Origin of the sequence: Luteimonas salinilitoris (assembly GCF_041300785.1) — a bacterium.
Taxonomy (GTDB): domain Bacteria; phylum Pseudomonadota; class Gammaproteobacteria; order Xanthomonadales; family Xanthomonadaceae; genus Luteimonas; species Luteimonas salinilitoris.
This window is the reverse complement of sequence record NZ_JBFWIB010000007.1, coordinates 110,136-130,627: the sequence shown is the minus strand read 5'-3', so window position 1 is coordinate 130,627 and position 20,492 is coordinate 110,136. Positions and strand designations below refer to the sequence as shown.

17 protein-coding genes and 1 pseudogene are annotated in these 20,492 nt (G+C 70.4%); 10 read left to right on the top strand and 8 right to left on the bottom strand.

The genetic code is table 11. From position 1 onward, the window contains the following. Window positions 1-130 precede the first annotated feature (130 nt). The 5 genes from AB5T46_RS12380 (at window position 131) to AB5T46_RS12360 (ending at window position 4,581) form a co-directional block, all read left to right on the top strand. Window positions 131-1,441, top strand: coding sequence for an amidohydrolase family protein (locus AB5T46_RS12380; protein ID WP_370564276.1), 1,311 nt, complete (start codon window positions 131-133; stop codon window positions 1,439-1,441). 372 nt (window positions 1,442-1,813) lie between these two features. Then, window positions 1,814-2,434: a 2-hydroxychromene-2-carboxylate isomerase gene (locus AB5T46_RS12375; protein ID WP_370564275.1), complete on the top strand. Its 621-nt coding sequence runs from the start codon at window positions 1,814-1,816 to the stop codon at window positions 2,432-2,434. 71 nt (window positions 2,435-2,505) lie between these two features. Then, entirely contained in the window at window positions 2,506-3,447 is a 942-nt protein-coding gene (locus AB5T46_RS12370; protein WP_370564274.1) for a DegV family protein, read from the top strand. Between the two features lie 55 nt (window positions 3,448-3,502). After that, window positions 3,503-3,844 carry a hypothetical protein gene (locus tag AB5T46_RS12365; protein ID WP_370564273.1) on the top strand — a complete coding sequence of 114 codons (342 nt, stop codon included), beginning with the start codon at window positions 3,503-3,505 and terminating at the stop codon, window positions 3,842-3,844. After that, window positions 3,841-4,581, top strand: a complete 741-nt coding sequence (locus tag AB5T46_RS12360) for a Dph6-related ATP pyrophosphatase (protein ID WP_370564272.1) — start codon at window positions 3,841-3,843, stop codon at window positions 4,579-4,581. Before AB5T46_RS12365 ends, AB5T46_RS12360 begins: the two co-directional genes overlap by 4 nt. A gap of 126 nt (window positions 4,582-4,707) precedes the next feature. On the opposite strand, the gene fghA is transcribed toward AB5T46_RS12360, so the two are convergent. From fghA to ppc, 4 genes are all read right to left on the bottom strand, one after another. Continuing rightward, window positions 4,708-5,562 (bottom strand): S-formylglutathione hydrolase, encoded by an 855-nt coding sequence (fghA, locus tag AB5T46_RS12355; RefSeq protein ID WP_370564271.1) that lies wholly within the window; start codon window positions 5,560-5,562, stop codon window positions 4,708-4,710. A 95-nt stretch (window positions 5,563-5,657) separates the two neighbouring features. After that, window positions 5,658-6,767: an S-(hydroxymethyl)glutathione dehydrogenase/class III alcohol dehydrogenase gene (locus tag AB5T46_RS12350; RefSeq protein WP_370564270.1), complete on the bottom strand. Its 1,110-nt coding sequence runs from the start codon at window positions 6,765-6,767 to the stop codon at window positions 5,658-5,660. A gap of 36 nt (window positions 6,768-6,803) precedes the next feature. Further along, entirely contained in the window at window positions 6,804-7,079 is a 276-nt protein-coding gene (frmR, locus tag AB5T46_RS12345) for a formaldehyde-responsive transcriptional repressor FrmR (protein WP_149195883.1), read from the bottom strand. A gap of 334 nt (window positions 7,080-7,413) precedes the next feature. Continuing rightward, window positions 7,414-10,137, bottom strand: coding sequence for a phosphoenolpyruvate carboxylase (ppc, locus tag AB5T46_RS12340; protein WP_370564269.1), 2,724 nt, complete (start codon window positions 10,135-10,137; stop codon window positions 7,414-7,416). Window positions 10,138-10,295: 158 nt separating this feature from the next. On the opposite strand from ppc, the gene AB5T46_RS12335 reads away from it, so the two are divergent. Then, window positions 10,296-10,841 (top strand): hypothetical protein, encoded by a 546-nt coding sequence (locus AB5T46_RS12335; RefSeq protein WP_370564268.1) that lies wholly within the window; start codon window positions 10,296-10,298, stop codon window positions 10,839-10,841. Window positions 10,842-10,908: 67 nt separating this feature from the next. Here AB5T46_RS12335 and AB5T46_RS12330 read toward each other — a convergent pair whose 3' ends face one another. The 3 genes from AB5T46_RS12330 to yihA all read right to left on the bottom strand — a co-directional run bounded on the left by AB5T46_RS12330 (window position 10,909) and on the right by yihA (window position 13,746). Then, window positions 10,909-12,303 (bottom strand): glutamate--cysteine ligase, encoded by a 1,395-nt coding sequence (locus AB5T46_RS12330; RefSeq protein ID WP_370564267.1) that lies wholly within the window; start codon window positions 12,301-12,303, stop codon window positions 10,909-10,911. A 143-nt stretch (window positions 12,304-12,446) separates the two neighbouring features. Next, window positions 12,447-13,010, bottom strand: coding sequence for a hypothetical protein (locus tag AB5T46_RS12325; protein ID WP_370564266.1), 564 nt, complete (start codon window positions 13,008-13,010; stop codon window positions 12,447-12,449). A gap of 130 nt (window positions 13,011-13,140) precedes the next feature. Beyond that, complete coding sequence (gene yihA, locus AB5T46_RS12320; RefSeq protein ID WP_370564265.1) at window positions 13,141-13,746, bottom strand: ribosome biogenesis GTP-binding protein YihA/YsxC; 606 nt, start codon at window positions 13,744-13,746, stop codon at window positions 13,141-13,143. Between the two features lie 135 nt (window positions 13,747-13,881). Between yihA and AB5T46_RS12315 the strand changes: the two are divergent. The 4 genes and pseudogenes from AB5T46_RS12315 to AB5T46_RS12300 form a co-directional block, all read left to right on the top strand. Next, window positions 13,882-14,655 (top strand): annotated as a pseudogene (locus tag AB5T46_RS12315) (c-type cytochrome); the annotation flags it as partial. Window positions 14,656-14,941: 286 nt separating this feature from the next. Next, window positions 14,942-15,601 carry a thiol:disulfide interchange protein DsbA/DsbL gene (locus AB5T46_RS12310; RefSeq protein WP_370564264.1) on the top strand — a complete coding sequence of 220 codons (660 nt, stop codon included), beginning with the start codon at window positions 14,942-14,944 and terminating at the stop codon, window positions 15,599-15,601. 52 nt (window positions 15,602-15,653) lie between these two features. After that, on the top strand, window positions 15,654-16,484 hold the full coding sequence (locus tag AB5T46_RS12305; protein WP_370564263.1) for a thiol:disulfide interchange protein DsbA/DsbL: 831 nt from the start codon (window positions 15,654-15,656) through the stop codon (window positions 16,482-16,484). Between the two features lie 34 nt (window positions 16,485-16,518). Next, window positions 16,519-17,301 (top strand): endonuclease/exonuclease/phosphatase family protein, encoded by a 783-nt coding sequence (locus AB5T46_RS12300; RefSeq protein ID WP_370564262.1) that lies wholly within the window; start codon window positions 16,519-16,521, stop codon window positions 17,299-17,301. Between the two features lie 240 nt (window positions 17,302-17,541). Here the strand turns inward: AB5T46_RS12300 and AB5T46_RS12295 are convergent, their stop codons facing one another. Further along, a complete protein-coding gene (locus tag AB5T46_RS12295) occupies window positions 17,542-20,445 on the bottom strand; it encodes a TonB-dependent receptor (RefSeq protein ID WP_370564261.1) in 2,904 nt (967 codons plus the stop codon). Window positions 20,446-20,492: the final 47 nt, after the last annotated feature.

Below are 20,492 nucleotides of genomic sequence, written 5' to 3'. Positions count from 1 at the left end.
GCCGTCATCCCGGCGCACGCCGGAGCGCTTTACAACAGCCGCAGGCGGGTCATCCATGGCCCTCGATCGCACATGCGGCAACGGCGCCGGGAAACCGCGCGAAAGGCGCTGGGTCCCGGCATGCGCCGGGATGACGGGCAAGCTGGTCTTCGCTGTCGTGCTGGCGTTCTGCCTGCTTCCCGTGTTCGCACAGGATCCCGGATCGAATCCGGGCCAGGGGCTGCTGATCCGCAACGCCACCGTGCACACCGCGACCGATCGCGGCACGCTGCGGAACGCCGACGTGCTGGTGCGCGGCGGCCGCATCGCCCGGGTCGGCAGCGGACTGGTCGCCGACGGCGTACAGACGATCGACGCGCAGGGCAAGCCGCTGACCCCGGCGCTGTTCGGCGGCATCACCGGCCTCGGCATCGAGGAGGTGTCCGCCGAGGACACGACCAACGACACCGCGCTGGCGCTGGGCATGGATGCCAAGCACATGGTGGTGCGGCCGGAGTTCGACGTCACCCTGGGCTACAACCCGGAATCGGTGCTGATCCCGGTCTCGACGATCGAGGGCATCGGCTTCACCCTGCTCGGCGCCGGCAGCAACGCCGGCGGATCGATCATCGGCGGCCAGGGCGCGGTGATGCGCCTGGACGGCGATCCGGAGCCGACCGGGCCGAAGCTGCTGTTCGTGCAGATCGGCGCGCGTACGGCCGAACTGACCGGCAACGCGCGCGCGGCGCAGTGGATGCTGCTCGACCAGCTGGTGGACGAGGCCCGCGGCCGCATCGCAGCCGATTCCCACGCCGCCCTGCTCACGCCCGCCGGCCGCGCCGCCCTGGCGCGCTACCTCGACGGCAACGGCCGCATCGTGGTCGGCGTGCATCGCGCCGCCGACATCCGCCAGCTGCTGCGCTGGGCGAAGAAGCACGGCGTAAGCATCGCCATCAGCGGCGGCGCAGAGGCCTGGAAGCTGGCACCGCAGCTGGCGGCGGCGAAGGTGCCGGTGTTCGTCGATCCGCTCGCCAACCTGCCCGCCAGCTTCGACCAGATCGGCGCCACGCTGGAGAACGCGGCGCGGCTGCGCGCGGCCGGTGTCGAGGTCGGCTTCACCCAGTCCGGCGACGCCTCGCACAACGCCCGCAAGGTGCGCCAGCTGGCCGGCAACGCGGTCGCCAACGGCCTGCCCTGGGAGGACGGCCTCGCCGGGCTGACCCGGGTGCCCGCCGAGGCCTTCGGCGTCGCCGACCGCATCGGCACCATCGCCCCGGGCATGCGCGCGGACCTGGCGCTGTGGAGCGGCGATCCGCTCGACATCGCCAATGTCGCCGAGCAGGTCTGGTTCGACGGCCGCGCGATCCCGATGCGCTCGCGTCAGACGGAGCTGCGCGACCGCTACCTGCGCACGCTGACGCCGGCGTCGGAGGGCGGGCTGCCAAGGGCCTATTCGCACTGACGGAACGGCGGTCCGATCGCCGCTCCCGAGCGTCGGCGGCGACGAATCGTGTCGTGGGTCTATGATTGTGGGAGCGGCGGAAGTCGCGACGGACGGGGATCGGTCGCCGGTTTAGAGGGCTGCCGAAGCGATGCGTTGCACTGCAGGAGCGACCCTGCGGCATGCTCGGGGCAGCCTTCGTCGCGGCTGGGGATCAGCGGCGTCGCGACGTAAGTGTTGGCGATGTCGTGACTCCCCGGCAGTGGCATGCCACCGCCACTCCCACAACGGCAACCGCGACTACGCCGGCAGCGCGGAGACCGGCACAGGCCACCCGATCAGCGCCGGGCGCATTTGCGGATAATGCCGACATCTCCCGCTCAGGAGCGCGGCATGACGGTCCGATGGTACTTCGATTTCATCTCGCCCTATTCCTATCTGCAGTGGCACAAGCTGCGCGAGCTGCTGGACGAGCACGGCATCGTACCGGTGCCGATCCTGTTCGCGGCGGTGCTCGACGCGGTCGGCAACCGGGGGCCGGCCGAGATTTCCGGCAAGCGCGAGTTCGCCTATCGCCACATCCTGTGGCGCGCGCGCCGCGACGGCGTGCCGCTGCGGTTCCCGCCGGCACATCCGTTCAACCCGCTGGCGGCGCTGCGGCTGTGCATCGCCGCCGGCAGCACGGCGGCTGCCATCGACGCCGTGTTCGACTGGATCTGGGCGCAGGGCAACGCCGGCGACAGCGTGCTGGCGCTGGCACCGGTGATCGAGCGCCTGGGCCTGCGGGCCGCGGCGGTGTCCGATCCGTCGGTCAAATCCGCGCTGCACGCCAACACCCGCGCCGCGATCGAGGCCGGCGTGTTCGGGGTGCCGACCCTGGCGATCGGCGACGACCGTTTCTGGGGCGACGACGCGCACGAGTTCGCGATGGCGGTGCTGCGCCAGCCGGACCTGCTCGAGGATCCGGAGATGCAACGGCTGGCCTCGCTGCCGGTCGGCGTCACGCGCGGTTGACCGCGACGGTGATCGCCGCCGCAAGGATGGCGTAGAGTGCGCCAGGGGACCGCTCCCAGGGAGGGATGCACATGCGCATCGGCATCGTGGTCGACTCGGCCTGCGACCTGCCACTGGCGTGGCTGGAGGCCAACGACGTGCGGCTGCTGCCGGTCACCGTGCGCATCGGCGGGGCCGAACTGGCCGACCATCGCGACGAGCAGGCCACCCTCGATTTCGTCAATGCCCACGTGGTCGAACGCGGACACACCGCCGAGACATCGGCGTTCCCGGCCGAGAGGATCAAGGACCTGTTCCTCGACCAGCTGGTGATCGATTACGACTACGTGTTCTGCCTGACGGTGACCCGGAGCCGCAGCCAGATCCACGACAACGCCACCGCGGCCAGTTTCGCGATCCTCAACGAATACCGGCCGATCCGCGCCCGGGCCGGGCACAACACTCCGTTCGCGCTGCGGGTGATCGACTCGCAGCAGGTGTTCGCCGGGCAGGGCATCCTGCCGGTGGAGGCGGTGCGCCTGCGCGACGCCGGCGCCGCCGCGCCGGACATCCGTTCGCGGCTCGAGCTCCTCGCCGGCCACAGCTACGCCTACATGGTGCCGCGCGACCTCGGCTACCTGCGCGCGCGCACCAAGCACCGCGGCGACCGCAGCGTCGGCCTGCTGGCGGCGACCATCGGCGGCGCGCTGGACATCAAGCCGATCCTGCACTGCCATCGCGGCGACACCGGCCCGGTCGCCAAGCTGCGCGGGTTCGAGCCTGCCATCGAGAAACTGTTCGGGTTCGCGACACGACGCGTCGAGGCCGGCCTGCTCACCCCGACGCTGTGCCTGAGCTACGGCGGCGAACTCGAGGCGATGCGCTGGCTACCCGGCTATGAAGCGCTGATCGCGGCCTGCAAGGCGCACAACATCGAGGTGTTCGAGACGGTGATGAGCCTGACCGGCATGGTGAACGTCGGCGTCGGCTCGCTGACGATCGGCTTCGCCGCCGAGGCGCACGCGTTCTCGTGACGAACCGCTCACGGCTTGCACGGCACGCTGTCGTTCCGTCACCATCCGACCGATCATGACCGCACGCTACTTCATCCGCCTGCCTGACCCGGACGCGCTGCGCGGCAACGGCGAGTTCTCGTTCCGCTCGCAGGGCGCAGAGGGATTCGCCGGCGAGCTGCAGGATGCGCTGCGCAACGACGCCCTGTTCTCGCGCTGGCGCGACGCGCAGGAGGATCCGGACAGCGTCGACCCGGGCCTGGGCGCCACCGATCCGGAGGCGCACGTGCACGGCGAGCAGCACGACCTGCAGATCGACCTGGTCGCCACCACCTCGATTCCCGGCAATGTGTTCAAACACCGCCTGCGGCTGCTGGCCGGCAGTGCGTGGGAGTTGCGCGACGTCCGCGCGGGATGAGCCTGGCCCGCGACGCAATGGAGGGCAACGACGGGAGCGCCGCGGTGAGCCGTCCCGATCCGGCGCTGCTGTCGTGGAGCGGCGGCAAGGATTCGGCGTGGACCCTGCATGTGTTGCGGCAGCGCAGCGACGTCGAGGTGGTCGCGCTGGTCACCACGCTCACCGAGGGCTACGGCCGTTCGTCGATGCAGGGCGTCCGGCGCGAGGTGCTGCTGGCGCAGGCGGCCGCGGCCGGGTTGCCGCTGGTCGAAGCATGCATTCCGCGCGACTGCGACAACGCGATCTACGAGGCCGCGTTCGCCGAGGCGCTGGCGCAGGCGCGGCGGCGCTGGCCGGACCTGCGGCGGATCGCGTTCGGCGACCTGTTCCTGGCCGATATCCGCGCCTGGCGCGAGGCGCTGTGCGAACGGCTCGGCTGGACGCCGCTGTTCCCGCTGTTCGGCGCCGGCACCGCGGCGCTGGCCGGCGAAATGATCGCCGCCGGCATGCGCACGTACCTGTGCTGCGTGGACACGCAGCAGCTGGATGCGGGGTTCGCCGGCCGCGATTTCGATCGAACGCTGCTGGCCGACCTGCCGGAAGGGGTCGACCCCTGCGGCGAGAACGGCGAGTTCCATACCTGCGTCGGCGACGGCCCGATGTTCGCGTATCCGCTCGACCTCGCACGCGGCGAGACCGTGCTGCGCGACGGGCGCTTCGCCTACACCGACTTCCTGCTGTCCATGGATTCCCCGTAGAGCGGAGCTTGCTCCGCTGCGCGGGCTCCGAAGCCGGCTCCTGTAGAGCCGAGCTTGCTCGACTGCATGGGCTCCGGAACCGGAAGCAGCGGAGCAAGCTCCGCTCTACGTCACAGCGGATGCGCCTCAGGCCTTCAGGGCGCGGGCGTGATGGGCGATGTGCTCACCGATGAAGCTGGCGATGAAGTAGTAGCTGTGGTCGTAGCCGGGCCGCATGCGCAGCCGCAACGGGTGGCCGACGGCCTCGCAGGCGGCCTGCAGCAGCTGCGGACGCAGCTGGACATCGAGGAACTCGTCGCCTCCGCCCTGGTCGACGAGCAGCGGCAGTCTTTCGGTGGCCGAGCGCACGAGCTCGGTGGCGTCATGGGCCTTCCATGCCTCGCAATCCTCGCCGAGGTAGGCGGCGAACGCCTTCTCGCCCCAGGGCACCTGCGACGGCGCCACGATCGGCGAGAACGCCGAGACGCTGCGGTAGCGCCCGGGGTTCTTCAGCGCGATCGTCAGCGCGCCGTGGCCGCCCATCGAATGGCCGCTGATCGCGCGCGCGTCGCTGGCCGCCGGATCGGCTTCCACCCAGGCCGGCAGCTCGTCGACGATGTAGTCGTACATCCGGTAGTGCCGCGCCCACGGCTCGCGCGTGGCGTTGAGGTAGAAGCCGGCGCCCTGGCCGAGATCGTAGCCCTCGGCATCGGCGACGCCTTCGCCGCGCGGACTGGTGTCCGGTGCCACCAGGATGATCCCGTGCTCGGCCGCGTAGCGCTGCGCACCGGCCTTGGTGATGAAGTTCTGCTCGTTGCAGGTCAGTCCCGACAGCCAGTACAGCACCGGGCACGGCGCGTGCCGCGGATGCGCCGGATCGGCCTGCGGCGGAAGGTACACGCCGACCGTCATCTCGCAGCCGAGCACTTCAGAACGATGCCGGTAGACGTCCTGCCAACCGCCGAAGCAGGCGTGGTGTTCTAAACGCTCGAGATTAGGCATTGGGGATTAGGGATTCGTAGAAGCGGGTTCGCGGCGAGTGGATGATCGGGCGGGGTGCTCTTGCCAATCCCGAGTCCCCAATCTCCAATCCCGGCTCAAAAATGAATGACCGTCCGGATCGACTTGCCTTCATGCATCAGCTCGAAGGCTTCGTTGATGCGCTCCAGCGGCAGGGTGTGGGTGATGAACGGGTCGAGGTCGATCTCGCCGCGCATGGACTGTTCCACCATGCCCGGCAGCTGGGTGCGGCCCTTGACGCCGCCGAACGCCGAGCCGCGCCAGACGCGGCCGGTGACCAGCTGGAACGGCCGGGTGCGGATCTCCTGGCCGGCGCCGGCGACGCCGATGATCACCGATTCGCCCCAGCCCTTGTGGCAGCACTCGAGCGCGGCGCGCATGACGTCGACGTTGCCGATGCACTCGAAGCTGTAGTCGACGCCGCCGTCGGTCATCTCGACGATGACCTCCTGGATCGGCTTGTCGTGGTCCTTCGGATTGACCGTGTCGGTAGCGCCCATCGACCTGGCCAGCTCGAACTTGCCCGGGTTGGTGTCGACGGCGATGATGCGAGCCGCCTTCGCCTGCACCGCGCCCTGGATCACCGCCAGGCCGATGCCGCCGAGGCCGAACACCGCGACCGTCGCGCCCTCCTCCACCTTCGCGGTGTTGTGCACCGCGCCGATGCCGGTGGTGACGCCGCAACCGAGCAGGCAGACCTTCTCCAGCGGCGCCTCGGGATCGATCTTCGCCAGCGAGATCTCCGGCACGACCGTGTACTCGCTGAAGGTGCTGGTGCCCATGTAGTGGTAGATGGGCTTGCCCTGGTAGGAGAAGCGCGTGGTGCCGTCGGGCATCAGGCCCTTGCCCTGGGTGGCGCGCACGGCCTGGCACAGGTTGGTCTTGCCCGACTTGCAGAACTTGCACTCGCGGCACTCGGCCGTGTACAGCGGGATCACGTGGTCGCCCGGCGCGAGTGAGGTCACGCCCTGGCCGACCTCGACCACCACGCCGCCGCCCTCGTGGCCCAGCACCGCCGGGAACACGCCCTCCGGATCGTCCCCGGACAGGGTGAAGGCATCGGTGTGACAGACGCCGGTGTGGGTGATCTTCACCAGCACCTCGCCCTTCTTCGGCGGCTCGACGTCGATCTCGACGATCTCCAGCGGCTTGCCGGCTGCGAACGCGACGGCGGCACGTGACTTCATGGGGTTTCCTCCCGGATCCGGATCATTTGTGGCAGCTCATTTCAGATAGGAGCGGACCAGCGCGACGGCGTCGTCGATGCTGGCCTGGCTGCGCGGCGACGGCGCGGCGATCTGTCCGAGCTCCTCGCGCAGGTGGCTCTGCAGCACCTCCGACATCAGCCCGTTGACGGCGCCGCGGATGGCGGCGATCTGCTGCAGCACCGCGCCGCACTCGGCCCCGGCTTCGAGCGCGCGCTCGAGGGCCTCGGCCTGGCCGCGGATGCGGCGCAGGCGGGTGAGGACGCGCTTCTTTTCGGCGGGGGAGTGGGGCATCGCGGCGCCCTCAATACTGGAGGGGAGTATAGCGCGTAGGAGCGCGCCATGCGCGCGATACCGCCGCGGTGGGAAGCCGCCGCGGTTCGCCGCCACGGCAACCGGAGCCACCCGCGGCTTCGCGGCCATGGGCCGCTCCTACGCGGGCGGTGGCACGTAGGAGCGCGCCATGCGCGCGATACCGCGGGTATCGTGCCGCCCGCGAATTCCGGTGACCGGCGCGCCGGCCGGTCCAGAATTGCGGCGTCCACCGGATCCTGCCGGCACCCGCGGCATCGCGCGCACGGCGCGCTCCTACGAGGGCGGGCGTGTCGGCGGCGCGATTCGTCGCCGCTCACCCCGTGTTCTGGATGCCCGCGGCGATGCCGTTGACGGTCGCGATCAGCGCGCGCAGGGTGGCGGCGTCCTCGCCGCCGCCGGCGCGCCAGCGCCGCAGCAGTTCCACCTGCAGCAGGCTGATCGGATCGACGTAGGGATTGCGCAGCCGGATCGACAGCCGCAGGCGGTAGTCGTCGGCGAGGATCTCGTCGCGCTGCTTCAGCGCCAGGATCGCATCACGGGTGCGCGCGAACTCGCCGGCAATGTCGTCGAAGAACGCCGCATGCGCCTTGCCGGCCAGCAGCGAGTAGCGCTCGAAGATCGCCAGGTCGGACTTGGCCAGCAGCATCTCGACGTCGTCGATGGCGGCGGCGAAGAACGGCCACTCGCGCGCCAGCCCCCGCATCTCCTCCAGGCCATGGCGTTCGATGCCGTGCGCGAGCGCGGTGCCGACGCCGTACCAGCCGGTCAGGCCGGAGCGGTTCTGCGACCAGGCGAACACCCACGGGATCGCGCGCAGGTTGCCGACCCCGCCGTCGCGGCGCCGCGACGGCCGCGAGCCGATCTGCAGGCGCTCGATGACGTCGATCGGGGTGGCGGCGCGGAAGTAGTCGACGAAACCCTCGCGCTCGTGCACCAGTGCGCGGTAGTGCGAACGCGACACCGACGCCAGCTCCGACATGATCGCGCGCCAGCGGTCTTCGCGTGGCTCCGGCGGGCGCGGGCGCAGGCTGGCGCGCAGCACCGCGCCGGTTGCCTGCTCCAGGTTGCGCAGCGCCAGCGCGCGGATGCCGTATTTGCGGTGGATCACCTCGCCCTGCTCGGTCACGCGCAGGCTGCCGTCGACCGAGCCGCGCGGCGCGGCGATGATCGCGCGCTCGGTCTTGCCGCCGCCGCGGCTGACCGAACCGCCGCGGCCGTGGAAGAACACGATGCGCACGCCGGCCTGCTTCGCCAGTGCGGTCAGTTCCACCTGGGTGCGCTGCAGCGCCCAGCGCGAGGCCAGCAGGCCACCGTCCTTGGCGCTGTCGGAATAACCCAGCATCACCGTCTGCCGCCCGCCGCGTGCGGCCAGGTGCCGGCGGTACAGCGGATCCTCGAACAGCGCGCGCATCACGCCGGGCGCGGCCTCGAGGTCGTCGACGGTCTCGAACAGCGGCGCCACGTCCAGCGGCACCGCGTCGTCCTCGACGCAGCCGGCGATGCGCGCCAGCGCCAGCACCGCCAGCGCGTCGGCGGCGTTGCGGCTCATGCTGATGATGTACGGCCCGAACGCATGTTCGCCGTAGCGTTCGCGCGCGCTGCGCACGGCGCGGAACACGGCGAGGGTCGACTCCGCCTCGGCGGCGTCCGGCAGCGCCGGTGCCTCGCCCTCGATCCAGGCGTGCAGGTCGCCGGTGCGGGTGGCCAGCGCGCGCGACGGCCACTCGGGATCGTCGCGCAGCGCGGCGATCGCGGCATCGTGCACGGCCGAGTCCTGGCGCAGGTCGAGCGCGGCGAGGTGAAAGCCGAAACTGCGCGCGCGCAGCAGCACCCGCTGCAGCGCGTAGCGGCCGGCGTGCTCGCCGCGGCCGTTGGCCAGGCTGGCGTCGATCAGGGCGAGATCGGCGATGAAGTCCGAGGCGCTGCCGTAGCCGCTCGCGTCCTCGCGCTCGGTCGCCGACAGGCGCGCGACCATCAGCGCCAGCAGCTGGCGGTAGACCATGTCCGCCTGCCGCGGCTTGAGCCGCGCCGCCGCGCCCGGCAGCAGCGTGCGGTACTCCTCGATGCGCCGCGTCACCGCGTCGTCGATCGTCACCCGGTCCTGCGTCTGGGTCAGGATGCTCATCAGCCGGCGCAGGTCCTGGCGGTAGTTGCCCAGCACCTGCGCGCGCTGCGCGGCCAGCGTCGCCAGGATCGTGTCGGCGCCGACGTTGGGATTGCCGTCCATGTCGCCGCCGACCCAGGTGCCGAACTTCAACAGCGTCGGCAGCGCGAGCGGGCGGCCGTAGACGCGCTCGATCGCCTCGGAAAAGGTGCGGAAGAACGCCGGCAGCACCCGGTACAGCGCGTCGCCGAGATAGAAGCCGACGTGCTCCATCTCGTCGATCACGGTCGGCCGCGTCGGCGGCGCCTCCGAGGTCTGCCAGGTCGCGGTGAGCGCCTGGCGGATGCGCTCTGTGTCCGACACGCGTTCGTCCGGTGTGCGGCCGCGGTCGATGTCGACGACCAGGCGACGCACGATGTCGCGTTCCTTCTCCAGCAGCGCGCGGCGGATCGCCTCGGTCGGATGCGCGGTGAACACCGGCTCGATGCGCAGGCGCGGCAGCAGCGCGTCGAGCTCGTCGAGGGTGACGCCGTCGGCGCGCAGCTGCGCCAGCACCGCCTCCAGGCCGCCCGGCTGCGGCGAACCGCCGACGCGCTGGTAGTCGCGGCGGCGGCGGATGCGGTGCACGCGCTCGGCCAGGTTGATCGCGCCGAAATAGGCGGCGAAGGCGCGCACCAGCGCCTCGGCGTCGGCCAGCGGCACCCGCGCCAGCTGCTCGGCCAGTTCGTCGACCGGCTCGCCGGCCTCGCGGCGCGCGATGGCCGCGCGGCGCACCGCCTCGACCTCGTCCAGCAGCGCCGGCGAGCCCTGCTCGGCCAGCACCTCGCCGACCAGCGCGCCGAGCCGGCGCACATCGTCGCGCAGCAGTGCATCGGTGTCGGCGAATTCGATCTCGCGCAGCGGTTCTTCGCGCGTGGGTGTTGTCGTGCTCATCCCCTGAGACTAACGCAGGATCGCCGTCGTCGCGCGGGCGGCGGCGTATGTCCCAGGACAGGCAGCCGTCGTGATCGCATGCCGTCGCAGCTGTCACCGCCGCTCGTGCGGCGCATGCGTCGACCCGCAGGTCGGGCCTGCTTGAAAGAGACCGGGACTTGAACGAGACTGCCGCGGCGCGAGGGCCGAAACGGCCCGAGCCGATCCTCCCGACACGCCCTTCGCAACAAGGATGTCATCCGATGCCGAATCAATTCCGCCCGCTTTCCACCCTTCTGCTGTTCACCATCATTTTCGCCGCTGCGGGCATGACCGCCTGCTCCGGGCCGGCCTCCCCGGGCGGCAACGCCGCGAGCGACGCGGCAACCGGCCAGGCCGAGCTCGATCCGATCCTGGCCGATCCCAGGCCTGGCGACCTGTACGCCGCGGAGCTTTCCCATTTCTCCGGCGCCACGTTCAGCGAGGACGAGGACCAGTCGGCCTACGGCCTCATGAAAGTGAGCGAAGTGTCGCCCGACCAGGTCATCGTCATCACCGAAACCGGCGCCTGGCCGAAGGGCCGCGGCGCCATCAACGAGCTGCGCGGCGATCTCGCCGATATCACCTGGGACGAAGAGGAAGTCATCCCGCTGTATCGCACCGAGCTTGCCAAGCTGGTCGCCGACGGGAAGATCCTCGAGGTCCGCCGGCTCGACGCCGAGTAAGCGGCCGCACCGGCTCCGATACAGCGCCGCGGACGCCAGTTTCCGGACGGCTTTCAACCGGACGACTTCAATAGGCGAACTCGCGGAACACCCGGTCGATGTCGCCGCCCCACTCGCCGTGGTACAGCGCGAGCTTGCGCTCGGCCGGGGTCTCGCCGGATTCGGCGAACTCGATCAGCGGCTCGAGGAAGCGCGTCTCGTCGGCGCCCTGGGCGTTGCGCGCGTCGCGGCGGCGCAGGCCGGCGGCGGAGATCTTCAGCGCCTCCATCGCCAGTTCGCGGACGCTGGCGCCGCGGACGTTACCGATTCGAGCCGGCAGCCGCAGCGCGTGCCGGGGCACGCCGTCGCGCAGCGTGTGGCGCTCGGCCAGGGTGAAGTCCTTCACCAGGTCCCAGGCGGCGTCGAGCGCGGCATCGTCGTACAGCAGTCCGGTCCAGAACGCCGGCAGCGCGCACAGCCGGTTCCAGGGGCCGCCGTCGGCGCCGCGCATCTCCAGGTATTTCTTCAGCCGCACTTCCGGGAAGGCGGTGGTCATGTGGTCCGACCAGTCGCGCAGCGTCGGCAGCACCCCGGGCGCGGCCGGCAGGCGGCCGTCGAGGAAGTCGCGGAAGCTCTGCCCGCTGGCATCAGCGTAATTCTGTCCTGAAGCCGCGCCGGCGCGGTAGACGAAGTACATCGGCACGTCGAGGATGTAGTCGACGTAGCGCTCGTAGCCGAAGCCGTCGTCGAACACGAAGTCGAGCATGCCGGTGCGGTCCGGATCGGTGTCGGTCCAGATGTGCGAGCGGTAGCTGAGATAGCCGTTGGGCCGACCCTCGGTGAACGGCGAGTCGGCGAACAGCGCGGTGGCGACCGGCTGCAGCGCCAGCGACACGCGGAACTTCTTCACCATGTCGGCCTCGTCGGCATAGTCGAGGTTGACCTGCACGGTGCAGGTGCGGGTCATCATGTCGAGGCCGAGGTCGCCGACCTTGGGCATGTAGGCGCGCATGATCCCGTAGCGGCCCTTGGGCATCCACGGCATCTCGTCGCGCCGCCACTTCGGCTGGAACCCCATGCCGAGGAAGCCCAGGCGCAGCTCGTCGGCGACGGTCTTGACCTCGAGCAGGTGCGCGCCGACCTCGCTGCAGGTCTGGTGGATGCTTTCCAGCGGCGCGCCGGACAGTTCCAGCTGCCCCGCGGGCTCCAGGGTGACCGAAGCGCCGTCGCGCAGCAGCGCGATGGTGCGGCCGCGCTCGCGGATCTCCTCCCAGCCGAAGCGGGCCATGCCCTGCAGCAACGCCTCGATGCCGCGCTCGCCGTCGAACGTCGGCGGACGCAGGTCGTCCAGGCGAAAGCCGAACTTCTCGTGCTCGGTGCCGATGCGCCAGTCCCGCCGCGGCTTCTCGCCCTCGGCGATGTAGTCGACCAGCTGCTGCCGGGCACGGATCGGGGCGTCGCTGGCGTAGCTCGGGCTGGACAAGGACGCGCTCGGTTCGGAAACGGGCGCGACGGCCTTTCCCGCCGCCGCAAGCATGCACTATAACGGCAGCCCGGCGGACGATCCGCGCCATCGCCGGGGCTGCTGTGTTCCGCGCGTGCCTCTTCTACAACGGCGGCGGACGCTCAGAGCGGCCGCAGGTACACCTGGAACGCCAGGTCGCGCACGCCGCCGGCACCGAACAGCTCGATCCAGGCGGGGCCGTTGCCGTCGGCGATGAAGAAACCGCGCCCACCGGGATAGGTGCTGCCGTTCGGCCCGACGTAGACGCCGCAATCGCCGCCCTTGGCCGTCAGGGTGAAGGCGTATTGCCCGGCTTCGAGTTTCGCCGGCCTGACGAACTCCACCATGCGCATGCCGATCGCCGGCGTCGGGATCGAGGTGAACACGTAGCCGGGCACCTTTTGCGCAGCGAGGATCGTGCCGTCGGGCACGCCGCCGCTGGTCTTCTCGATGGTGACGTAGATCGTCGCCTTCGGCTGGCAGGACATCGGCACCATCACGTGGCTGAGCACGCCGGGCTCGAACAGTTCGAACGCCTGTGCCAGGCGCTGTTGCACCGAGCCGCCCAGGGCCAGCAGCTGCGTGGTATCGAGGTTCACCTGCTCGGCGGCGACCTCGGGTTCCACCGCGGCCGCATTGCCGGCAGCCAGCAGCGCCGCCAGCAGTCCAAGCTTCCGGATCGTCATCGCGTACTCCCATGGGTGCGCCGGCCCGCGGCCGGCATCACTGGTCAATACGCGGTTCGGCGCCCGAAGATGCCACCGCCATGGGCGGCCGACGCGCCGACGATCGCCGGCACCATCGTAGAGCGGAGCTCTACAGCCCGAGCCAGCCCGCGACCACCGCGCGGGCCTCGTCGACGCCCTGCTTGGCCAGGGCCGAGAACGTCTGCACGCTCACGCCGTCGCCGTAGTCCGCCTCCAGGTCGCGGCGCACCGTCTGCAGGACGTTACCGGATCCGCCGCGGCCGAGCTTGTCGGCCTTGGTCAGCAGCACGTGCGCCGGCAGACCGCGCGGCACCGCGTAGCCGAGCATCTGCCGGTCGTAGTCGCGCAGCGGATGGCGGATGTCCATCACCACCACCAGCCCCTTGAGCGCCTGGCGGCGCTCGAAGTAGCCGGCGACGAAGGCCTGCCAGTGTGCCTGCAGCTCGCGCGGCACCTTGGCGTAGCCGTAGCCGGGCAGGTCGACCAGGTGACGGTCTTCGTGCGGGGCGATCTGGAAGAACACCAGCTGCTGGGTGCGTCCGGGCGTCTTCGAGACCCGCGCCAGCGCGTTCTGCCGGCACAGCGCATTGAGCGCGCTGGACTTGCCGGCGTTGGAGCGGCCGGCGAAGGCGACCTCGTAGCCGGTATCGGGCGGCAGCTGGGCCGGCGTGTGCGCGGCGAGCCGGTATTGCGCGCGGGCGAGGGGATCGGACATGGCGCTAGCATCGCACGGCCGGGCACGCCCCGCCGTGTAACGGTGCTGGTTTGACCGCGCTTGCGGCCGCCGACGATAATTCCGCGTCATGCCGGGCGCAGGTCGCGCCCGATCCCCGTGTTTCGGAGCCCAGCAATGCGCCACGCTCGCGCTTACGGTATCGCTGTCCTGGCCGCCCTCGCGGTGGCCGGTGCAGTCGCTTTCGCCCAGTCCACGACCGTCCCCCTGCCCGAGGAAGCGCCGGTCGATGCCGCGCCGCTGGAGGAGTCCGCGGTCGCCGACCTGGCCGACGCCGAGTGGGGCGACCCCGAGCGCGGCGCCACCCTGGCCAGCACCTGCGCCGCCTGCCACGGGCTCGACGGCAACAGCACGGTGCGCGACATCTACCCGAGCATCGCCGGCCAGAGCGAGCGCTACGTCGCCCGGCAGCTGGCGCTGTTCAAGAGCGGCGAGCGCGCCAACGCGATCATGCAGCCGTTTGCCGCGCCGCTGAGCGCGCAGGACATGCGCGACCTGGGCGCACATTTCGCGCAACAGCAAGCCGGCGCCGGCATCGCCGACGACACCGTGGTCGAATCCGGCCCCTACGAGGACATGAAGTTCTTCGAGGTCGGCCAGCAGCTGTTCCGCGGCGGTGACAGCGAACGCGACATCCCGGCCTGCATGGCCTGCCACGGCCCGACCGGCGCCGGCAATCCCGGCCCGGCCTATCCGCACGTCGGCGGCCAGCCCACCTGGTACACCGCGCGGCGCCTGCAGGAGTACCGCGACGGCACCACCAACGAGCGCGACAGCGGCCTGTTCGAGATCATGCACACGGTGGCCGAGGGCCTCACCGACGAGGAGATCCAGGCCCTGGCCAGCTACCTGGAAGGCCTGCACCCGCGCCCCGACGCCGCCATGCGCGCGGCGATGGCGCAGGTCGACCCGGACGAGGTGCCGCTGCCCGCGGCCCCGGAAACCGGCGCCGCCGCGACCGACACCGACGGCACGGATGAAGCGGGCGCGGAACCGGAGGCCGCCTCCGACGAGGCAGGCGTGACGGAAACCGAGGCCACGCCTCCCGAGCCCGAATCCCCGACCCGGCAGTGAACTTCCGGGCCGATCGCGGGTCGGAGTCTTCACAGCCCTTGAATCGATCCGCCGGCCGGGCCGCTTCGGCCGGCGTTTTTTTGTCCGCGCGGAGAACATCCGGATGAAGCTTTCCCCCGGCTTTCGACCATTCGACTGGCTGCTCGGCCTGCTGCTGGCGCTGCCGCTCGCGGCCGCCGCCGCGCCCGCCGATGCCGATCCCCCCGTGGAAGGCCGCGACTACGTGCTGATCGCCGACGGCAGCCCCTGGCAGCCGCTCGCCGACGGCGAGGTCGAGGTGGTGGAGATCTTCTCCTACGCCTGCCACATCTGCGACGAACTCCACCCCCGGGTCGAGGCCTGGCGGAGGACGTTGCCCGAGAGCGTGCGCTTCACCTACCTGCCGGTGGCCTACCGGGTGCAGGACCCGTTCGCCACCGGGTTCTTCGCCGCCGAGGCGCTGGGCGAACTGCCGCGGGTGCACGGGGCGACCTTCGACGCGGTGCATCGCAACGGCAGCCTCGCCCGCAACGCCAGCACCGGCGAGATCGCCGGGTACTACGGCGAGCTCGGCGTGGACCGCGAGCGCCTGGAACGGGCGATGGCCGCCGACGAGACCCGGCAAAAGCTGAACGCGGCGCACGAATTCCTGCTGCGCAGTGGCGCGCAGGGCACGCCAACGGTCATCATCAACGGCCGCTACCGGGTCCAGGCGCGCAGCCTGCAGGATCTGCTGCGAATCTCCGACCAGCTGATCGCGAAAGTGCGCGCCGAAAGCCGCTGACCCGGCCGCGCCGTTCGCCACTCCCGAATCCCACCGATCGAGGCATACCGCCATGAACCAGCGCCTGGGCCTGCTTCCCCTGCTCCTCACCGTGCTTCTCGCGGCCTGCTCGCAGAACGACGCACCCGCCGATGCCGCACCGCCGCCGACCACGGCACAGCCGGCGCCGACCGACGCGGATGCTGCGGCACCCGCCGACGCGGACGCCGCGCCGGATGCCAGCACCGACGCCGCACCGGCGGCCGAAGCAGCGGACGTCCCGGATGACGCTCCGGCCGTTGCCGCGGCCCCGCCGGCGCCACAGGGCCCCGAACCACAGCCGGGCACCGACTACGTCGAGATCCCCAATGGCCAGCCCTACCAGCCGCTCAACGGCCAGATCGAGGTGGTCGAGGTGTTCGGCTACACCTGCCCGGCCTGCGCCCAGTTCGAGCCGCTGCTGTCGGCCTGGAAGCGGCGCCAGCCGGCCGACGTCCGCGTGACGGCGGTGGCGGCGCCGTTCGGCGGCTACTGGATGCCCTACGCCAGGGCGTACTTCGCCGCCGAGTCGATGGGGCTGGTCGACAAGACCCACCAGGCGATGTTCGAGGCGGTCCACGTCCAGCGCAGCCTGCCGGTGCAGGACGCCACCCCGGAAGCCATCGGCGGGTTCTATGCCCAGCACGGCACCGACGCCGGCAAGTTCGCCAGCACCATGCAGAGCTTCGCGGTCAACGGCAAGCTCAAGCGCGCCGAACAGTTCATCGCCCGCGCCGGCGTCGATTCCACGCCGACCCTGATCGTCAACGGCAAGTACCGGGTGACGAGCGGGCGCTCCTACGAACAGGTGCTGAACACCGCCGAACACCTGATCGCCCGCGAGCGCGCCGCGCAGCAGCCGTAGGCTGCGTGCCGCCAGGCTGGCCGATCCCCACGCCATGCCGTCAGCCCCCGAATCCGGCCAGCGCCTCAGGCTGCTCAGTGCCAACATCCAGGCCGGGTCCAGCACGCGTCGCTACAGCGACTACGCGACGCGCAGCTGGTCGCACGTGCTGCCGGCCGGCAACAAGCGGCGGGCGCTGGACCAGATCGCCGAGCTGGCCGGCGAGCACGACATCGTCGGCCTGCAGGAGAGCGATCCCGGCAGCTGGCGCTCCGGGTTCACCAACCAGACCCACTACCTGGCCGAACGCGGCGGTTTCGACTACTGGAGCCACCAGCCCAACCGCCGCGTCGCCAACGTCGCCTCCAGCGCCAACGGCCTGCTGAGCAGGTACGAACCGATCGAGGTCCACGACCATCCACTACCCGGTCGCGTGCGCGGACGCGGGCTGCTGCTGGCGCGGTTCGGCGACGGCGACGCCGGCCTGACCGTCGCCGTGGCCCACCTGTCGCTCGGCACGCAGTCGCGACGTGCGCAGCTGAGCTACATCGCCGAGCTGCTGCACGACCATCCGCACGCAGTGCTGATGGGCGACTTCAACTGCACCGCCGACCGCCCGGAAATGGACATCCTGTACCGCAACACGTCGCTGCAGCCGCCGTCCTGCGCCGTGCACACCTTCCCCAGCTGGCGTCCGCAGCGTGCGATCGACCACGTGCTGGTCACCAGCGCGCTGACCTGCGACAACATGCGGGCGATGCCGGCGGCGCTGTCGGACCATCTCGCATTGTCGGTGGAGCTACAGGTGCCGGAAGCCGCATTGCGGATCGACCGCTGACGCTGCGCAGGCGCGGGTCATCCGCGCGCACGGCGTGCTCCTACGAACATTCCGCCGCTCTTCGTAGGAGCGCGTCATACGCGCGATGCCGCGGACGGCTTCGCCGCCGGCGACTCTGATCGCCAGTGTGCGTACCGGCTCGACACGACGGGCGACGCTTCGCCGGAGGCTGTGACATGACCGGCATCGCGCGCATGGTGCGCTCCTACGAAGCGTATCGTTCTCTCGCGTCGTCTCGGATCAGAACCGCAGGTCCGCGCGCAGGTACCAGAAGCGGCCGCCGGGGATGTCGTAGGTCGAGGCGTCGTAGCCGTTGAGCGAGCACGACAGGCAGTACGGCGGATCCTTGTCGAACAGGTTGTTGACGCCGGCTGTCAGCTCCAGCCCGCGCATCCAGCCGAAGCGGTAGCCCAGCTGCATGTCGTGGTAGGTGGTGGCGTCGAGGGTGTTGGTGCCGCTGGCCTGGTCGCTGCAGACCGGGAAGGCAACGGCATCGCCGCAATCCTCGGTGAGTTCGGAGATGTGGCGCACTGCCCACGAGGCGCGCCAGCCGTCGAGCTCCCAGTCCAGGGTCGCGGTCGAGGTCCATTCGGGGATGGCGCTGTCCTCCACCTCGATCCCGGGTTCGCGCGGCTGCCGCTGCCCGGCGCCGCCGACGGCCTCGTAGCGGCCGACGAAACTGTTCTGCCAAGCGAACTTGAACTGTCCGGCGTCGCCGGCCGGCAGCGTCCAGTACAGGTCCACGTCCCAGCCGTCGGTCTTGATGTGGCCGAGATTGGTGAGACGGTTGTTGAAGGCGTTGATGCCACCGGTCGCGGCGCGGCTGATGCCGTCGCAGAACAGCGGATCAAGAGTTTCCACGCATTGGTCCAGCTGCGCCTGGGCGCTGAGCGCCTGGATCGGCCCGTCGATGGTGTGGCGGTAGAAGGTGACCTCGAAGTCCAACCGCTCCGACCAGCTGGCGCCGCTGGCGAACCATGGGCTCCAGACGAAGCCGGTGGTGAAGCTGCGCGCACGCTCGGGATCGAGTTCACTGTTGCCGCCGGTGGTGACCGAGATCTGCGAGTTGGTCTGTTGCGCGCCAGCCGGCACGCCCAGCGCGGCGCAGTTGTCCGGATCGCCCGTCGGCGGCGATCCGTCTGTGCCGATCAGGCAGGGATCGTCGAGCGTCGCATCGAAACGACTGTCGGAACCGAACAGCTCGCCGATCGACGGCGCGCGGAAGCCTTCGGCATAGGTCGCGCGCAGCAGGAAGTCATCGGTCACCTGCCAGCGCAGGCCGTACTTGGGCGTGAACTCGCCGCCGAAGGTGGAGTAGTCGGAATAGCGCCCGGCGAGGCTCAGGTCGAGTTTCTTGCCCAGCGGCGAGTCGGCGAAGATCGGCACGCTGAGTTCGACGAAGACCTCGTTGACGTCGTACTCGCCCGAGGTCGGCAACGACGGCACGCCGTTGTAGTCGCCGCGCACGGTCAGCGGATCGGGCTGGTACCAGCCCTCGTACTTGCGGTATTCGTAACCCGTGGCGAAGGCCACGTAGCCTGCCTCGCCGGGCATCCGGAACAGGTCGCCCGAGAGGTTGGCGGAGACCAGCGTGAGCTCGTTCTCGCTCTCGTCGCGTACCACGGGCTGGATCCACGCCAGCATCTCCGGGGTGATGGTGCCCGGCCCGCCGAAGATGTTCAGCGGCACGCAGCCGCTCACGGCCGCGCAGCCGGCCGGATCGCCGAGCGCCAGGGCGATGTTGCGGATGTTGTAGCTGCCGTAGTTGGTCTGCTCGGCCTTGTTCTTGCTGTAGGCGGCGTTGACGTCCCAGAACCAGATGGTGTCGCGCACGTCGAAGCTGCCGATCAGCCCGGTGTTGAAATAGGACGTGTCGACCTCCTGCTCGAACACGCGCGGCCCGCCCTCGACGGGACGGCGACCGATCAGGACCAGATTGCGATCCGCCGCGGGCGTGGTCAGGCGCCCGTCGAGATCGAAGCCGAATGGGTTGTAGGGATTGAGCGCCGAGATGAAGATCCCGTCGGCCTGCGGGTTGCCGGTGCCGGCCTCAGGCCCGAGGAAGATCGGCTCGGGCGCCGCCTGGTTGGTCGACTCGCGGCGGTTGTACAGCGCCTTGGCGTACCACTGCAGGTTGGGGTTGATGTCGAAGCGGAACTGGCCGAACACGCCGGTGCGCTCGGACGGCGTCATCAGCAGGTTGTATTCGGCGAAGTTGAAGCGGTCGTCGGTGGCGAAACAGTGGAATCCGTCGGTGCGGTCGCAGCCGGTCTGGGCGGGGTCGTACGTCGGGTCGCTGTCGCCGCTATTGGGGGTGATATCCAACGTCGCACCCGTGTTCGGGTCGGTGACGATGAAGCGGCCGGTCGGCGTGCCGGAACTGCCGAAAGCGACGCCGGTCCCCGGCACCGGGAACCGCGACTGCTCGCGGTCCCTGGCATACACCGCGCCCTGGTCGGTATGGCTGATCCCCAGGAACAGGTTGCTGCGCTCGGTGGTGCGGCCCCAGGCGAAGTCGACGCCCTTGATGCTGCCGTCGCCCTCGCCGAACTCGCCGTAGTTGAGCGTGACCTGGCCGCCGTCGAAATCGCGCCGGGTGATGATGTTGACCACGCCGGCGATGGCGTCCGAGCCGTACAGCGACGAGGCGCCGTCCTCCAGCACCTCGATGCGCTCGACGATCGCCAGCGGAATGGTGTTGAGGTCGGTCGAGGCGCCCACGCCGGAGGCCGAGGCCTCGTTGACCCAGCGGATGCCGTCGACCAGCACCAGCACGCGCTTGGACCCAAGGTGCCGCAGGTCGACCTGCGCCGAGCCGGCACCGACGCCACCACCATCTGGGGGGAAGCCGAAATTGCCGGACGAGTTGAACTTGGTGTTGAGCGCCGAGCCCGAACCGGTCAGCTGCTGCACCACGTCGCCGATCGAGGTCAGGCCGCTGCGCTCGATGTCCTCGCGGCTGACGACGTGCACCGGCACCTGGCCTTCGATCTCGGCGCGCTTGATGCGGGTACCGGTGACCTGGACAGCGTCCAGGGTGCGGGTCTGGTCCTCGTTGTCCTGGGCGGACACCACGGCGGGAACGGCGAGCAGCAGGGATAGCTGGACCGCGAGGGCCAGTCGGCAGGGGGTGGGCGACGTCATCGTTCTCTCCTCGGTATGAACGGCCGCCGCGTGCCCCTGTCCACGCG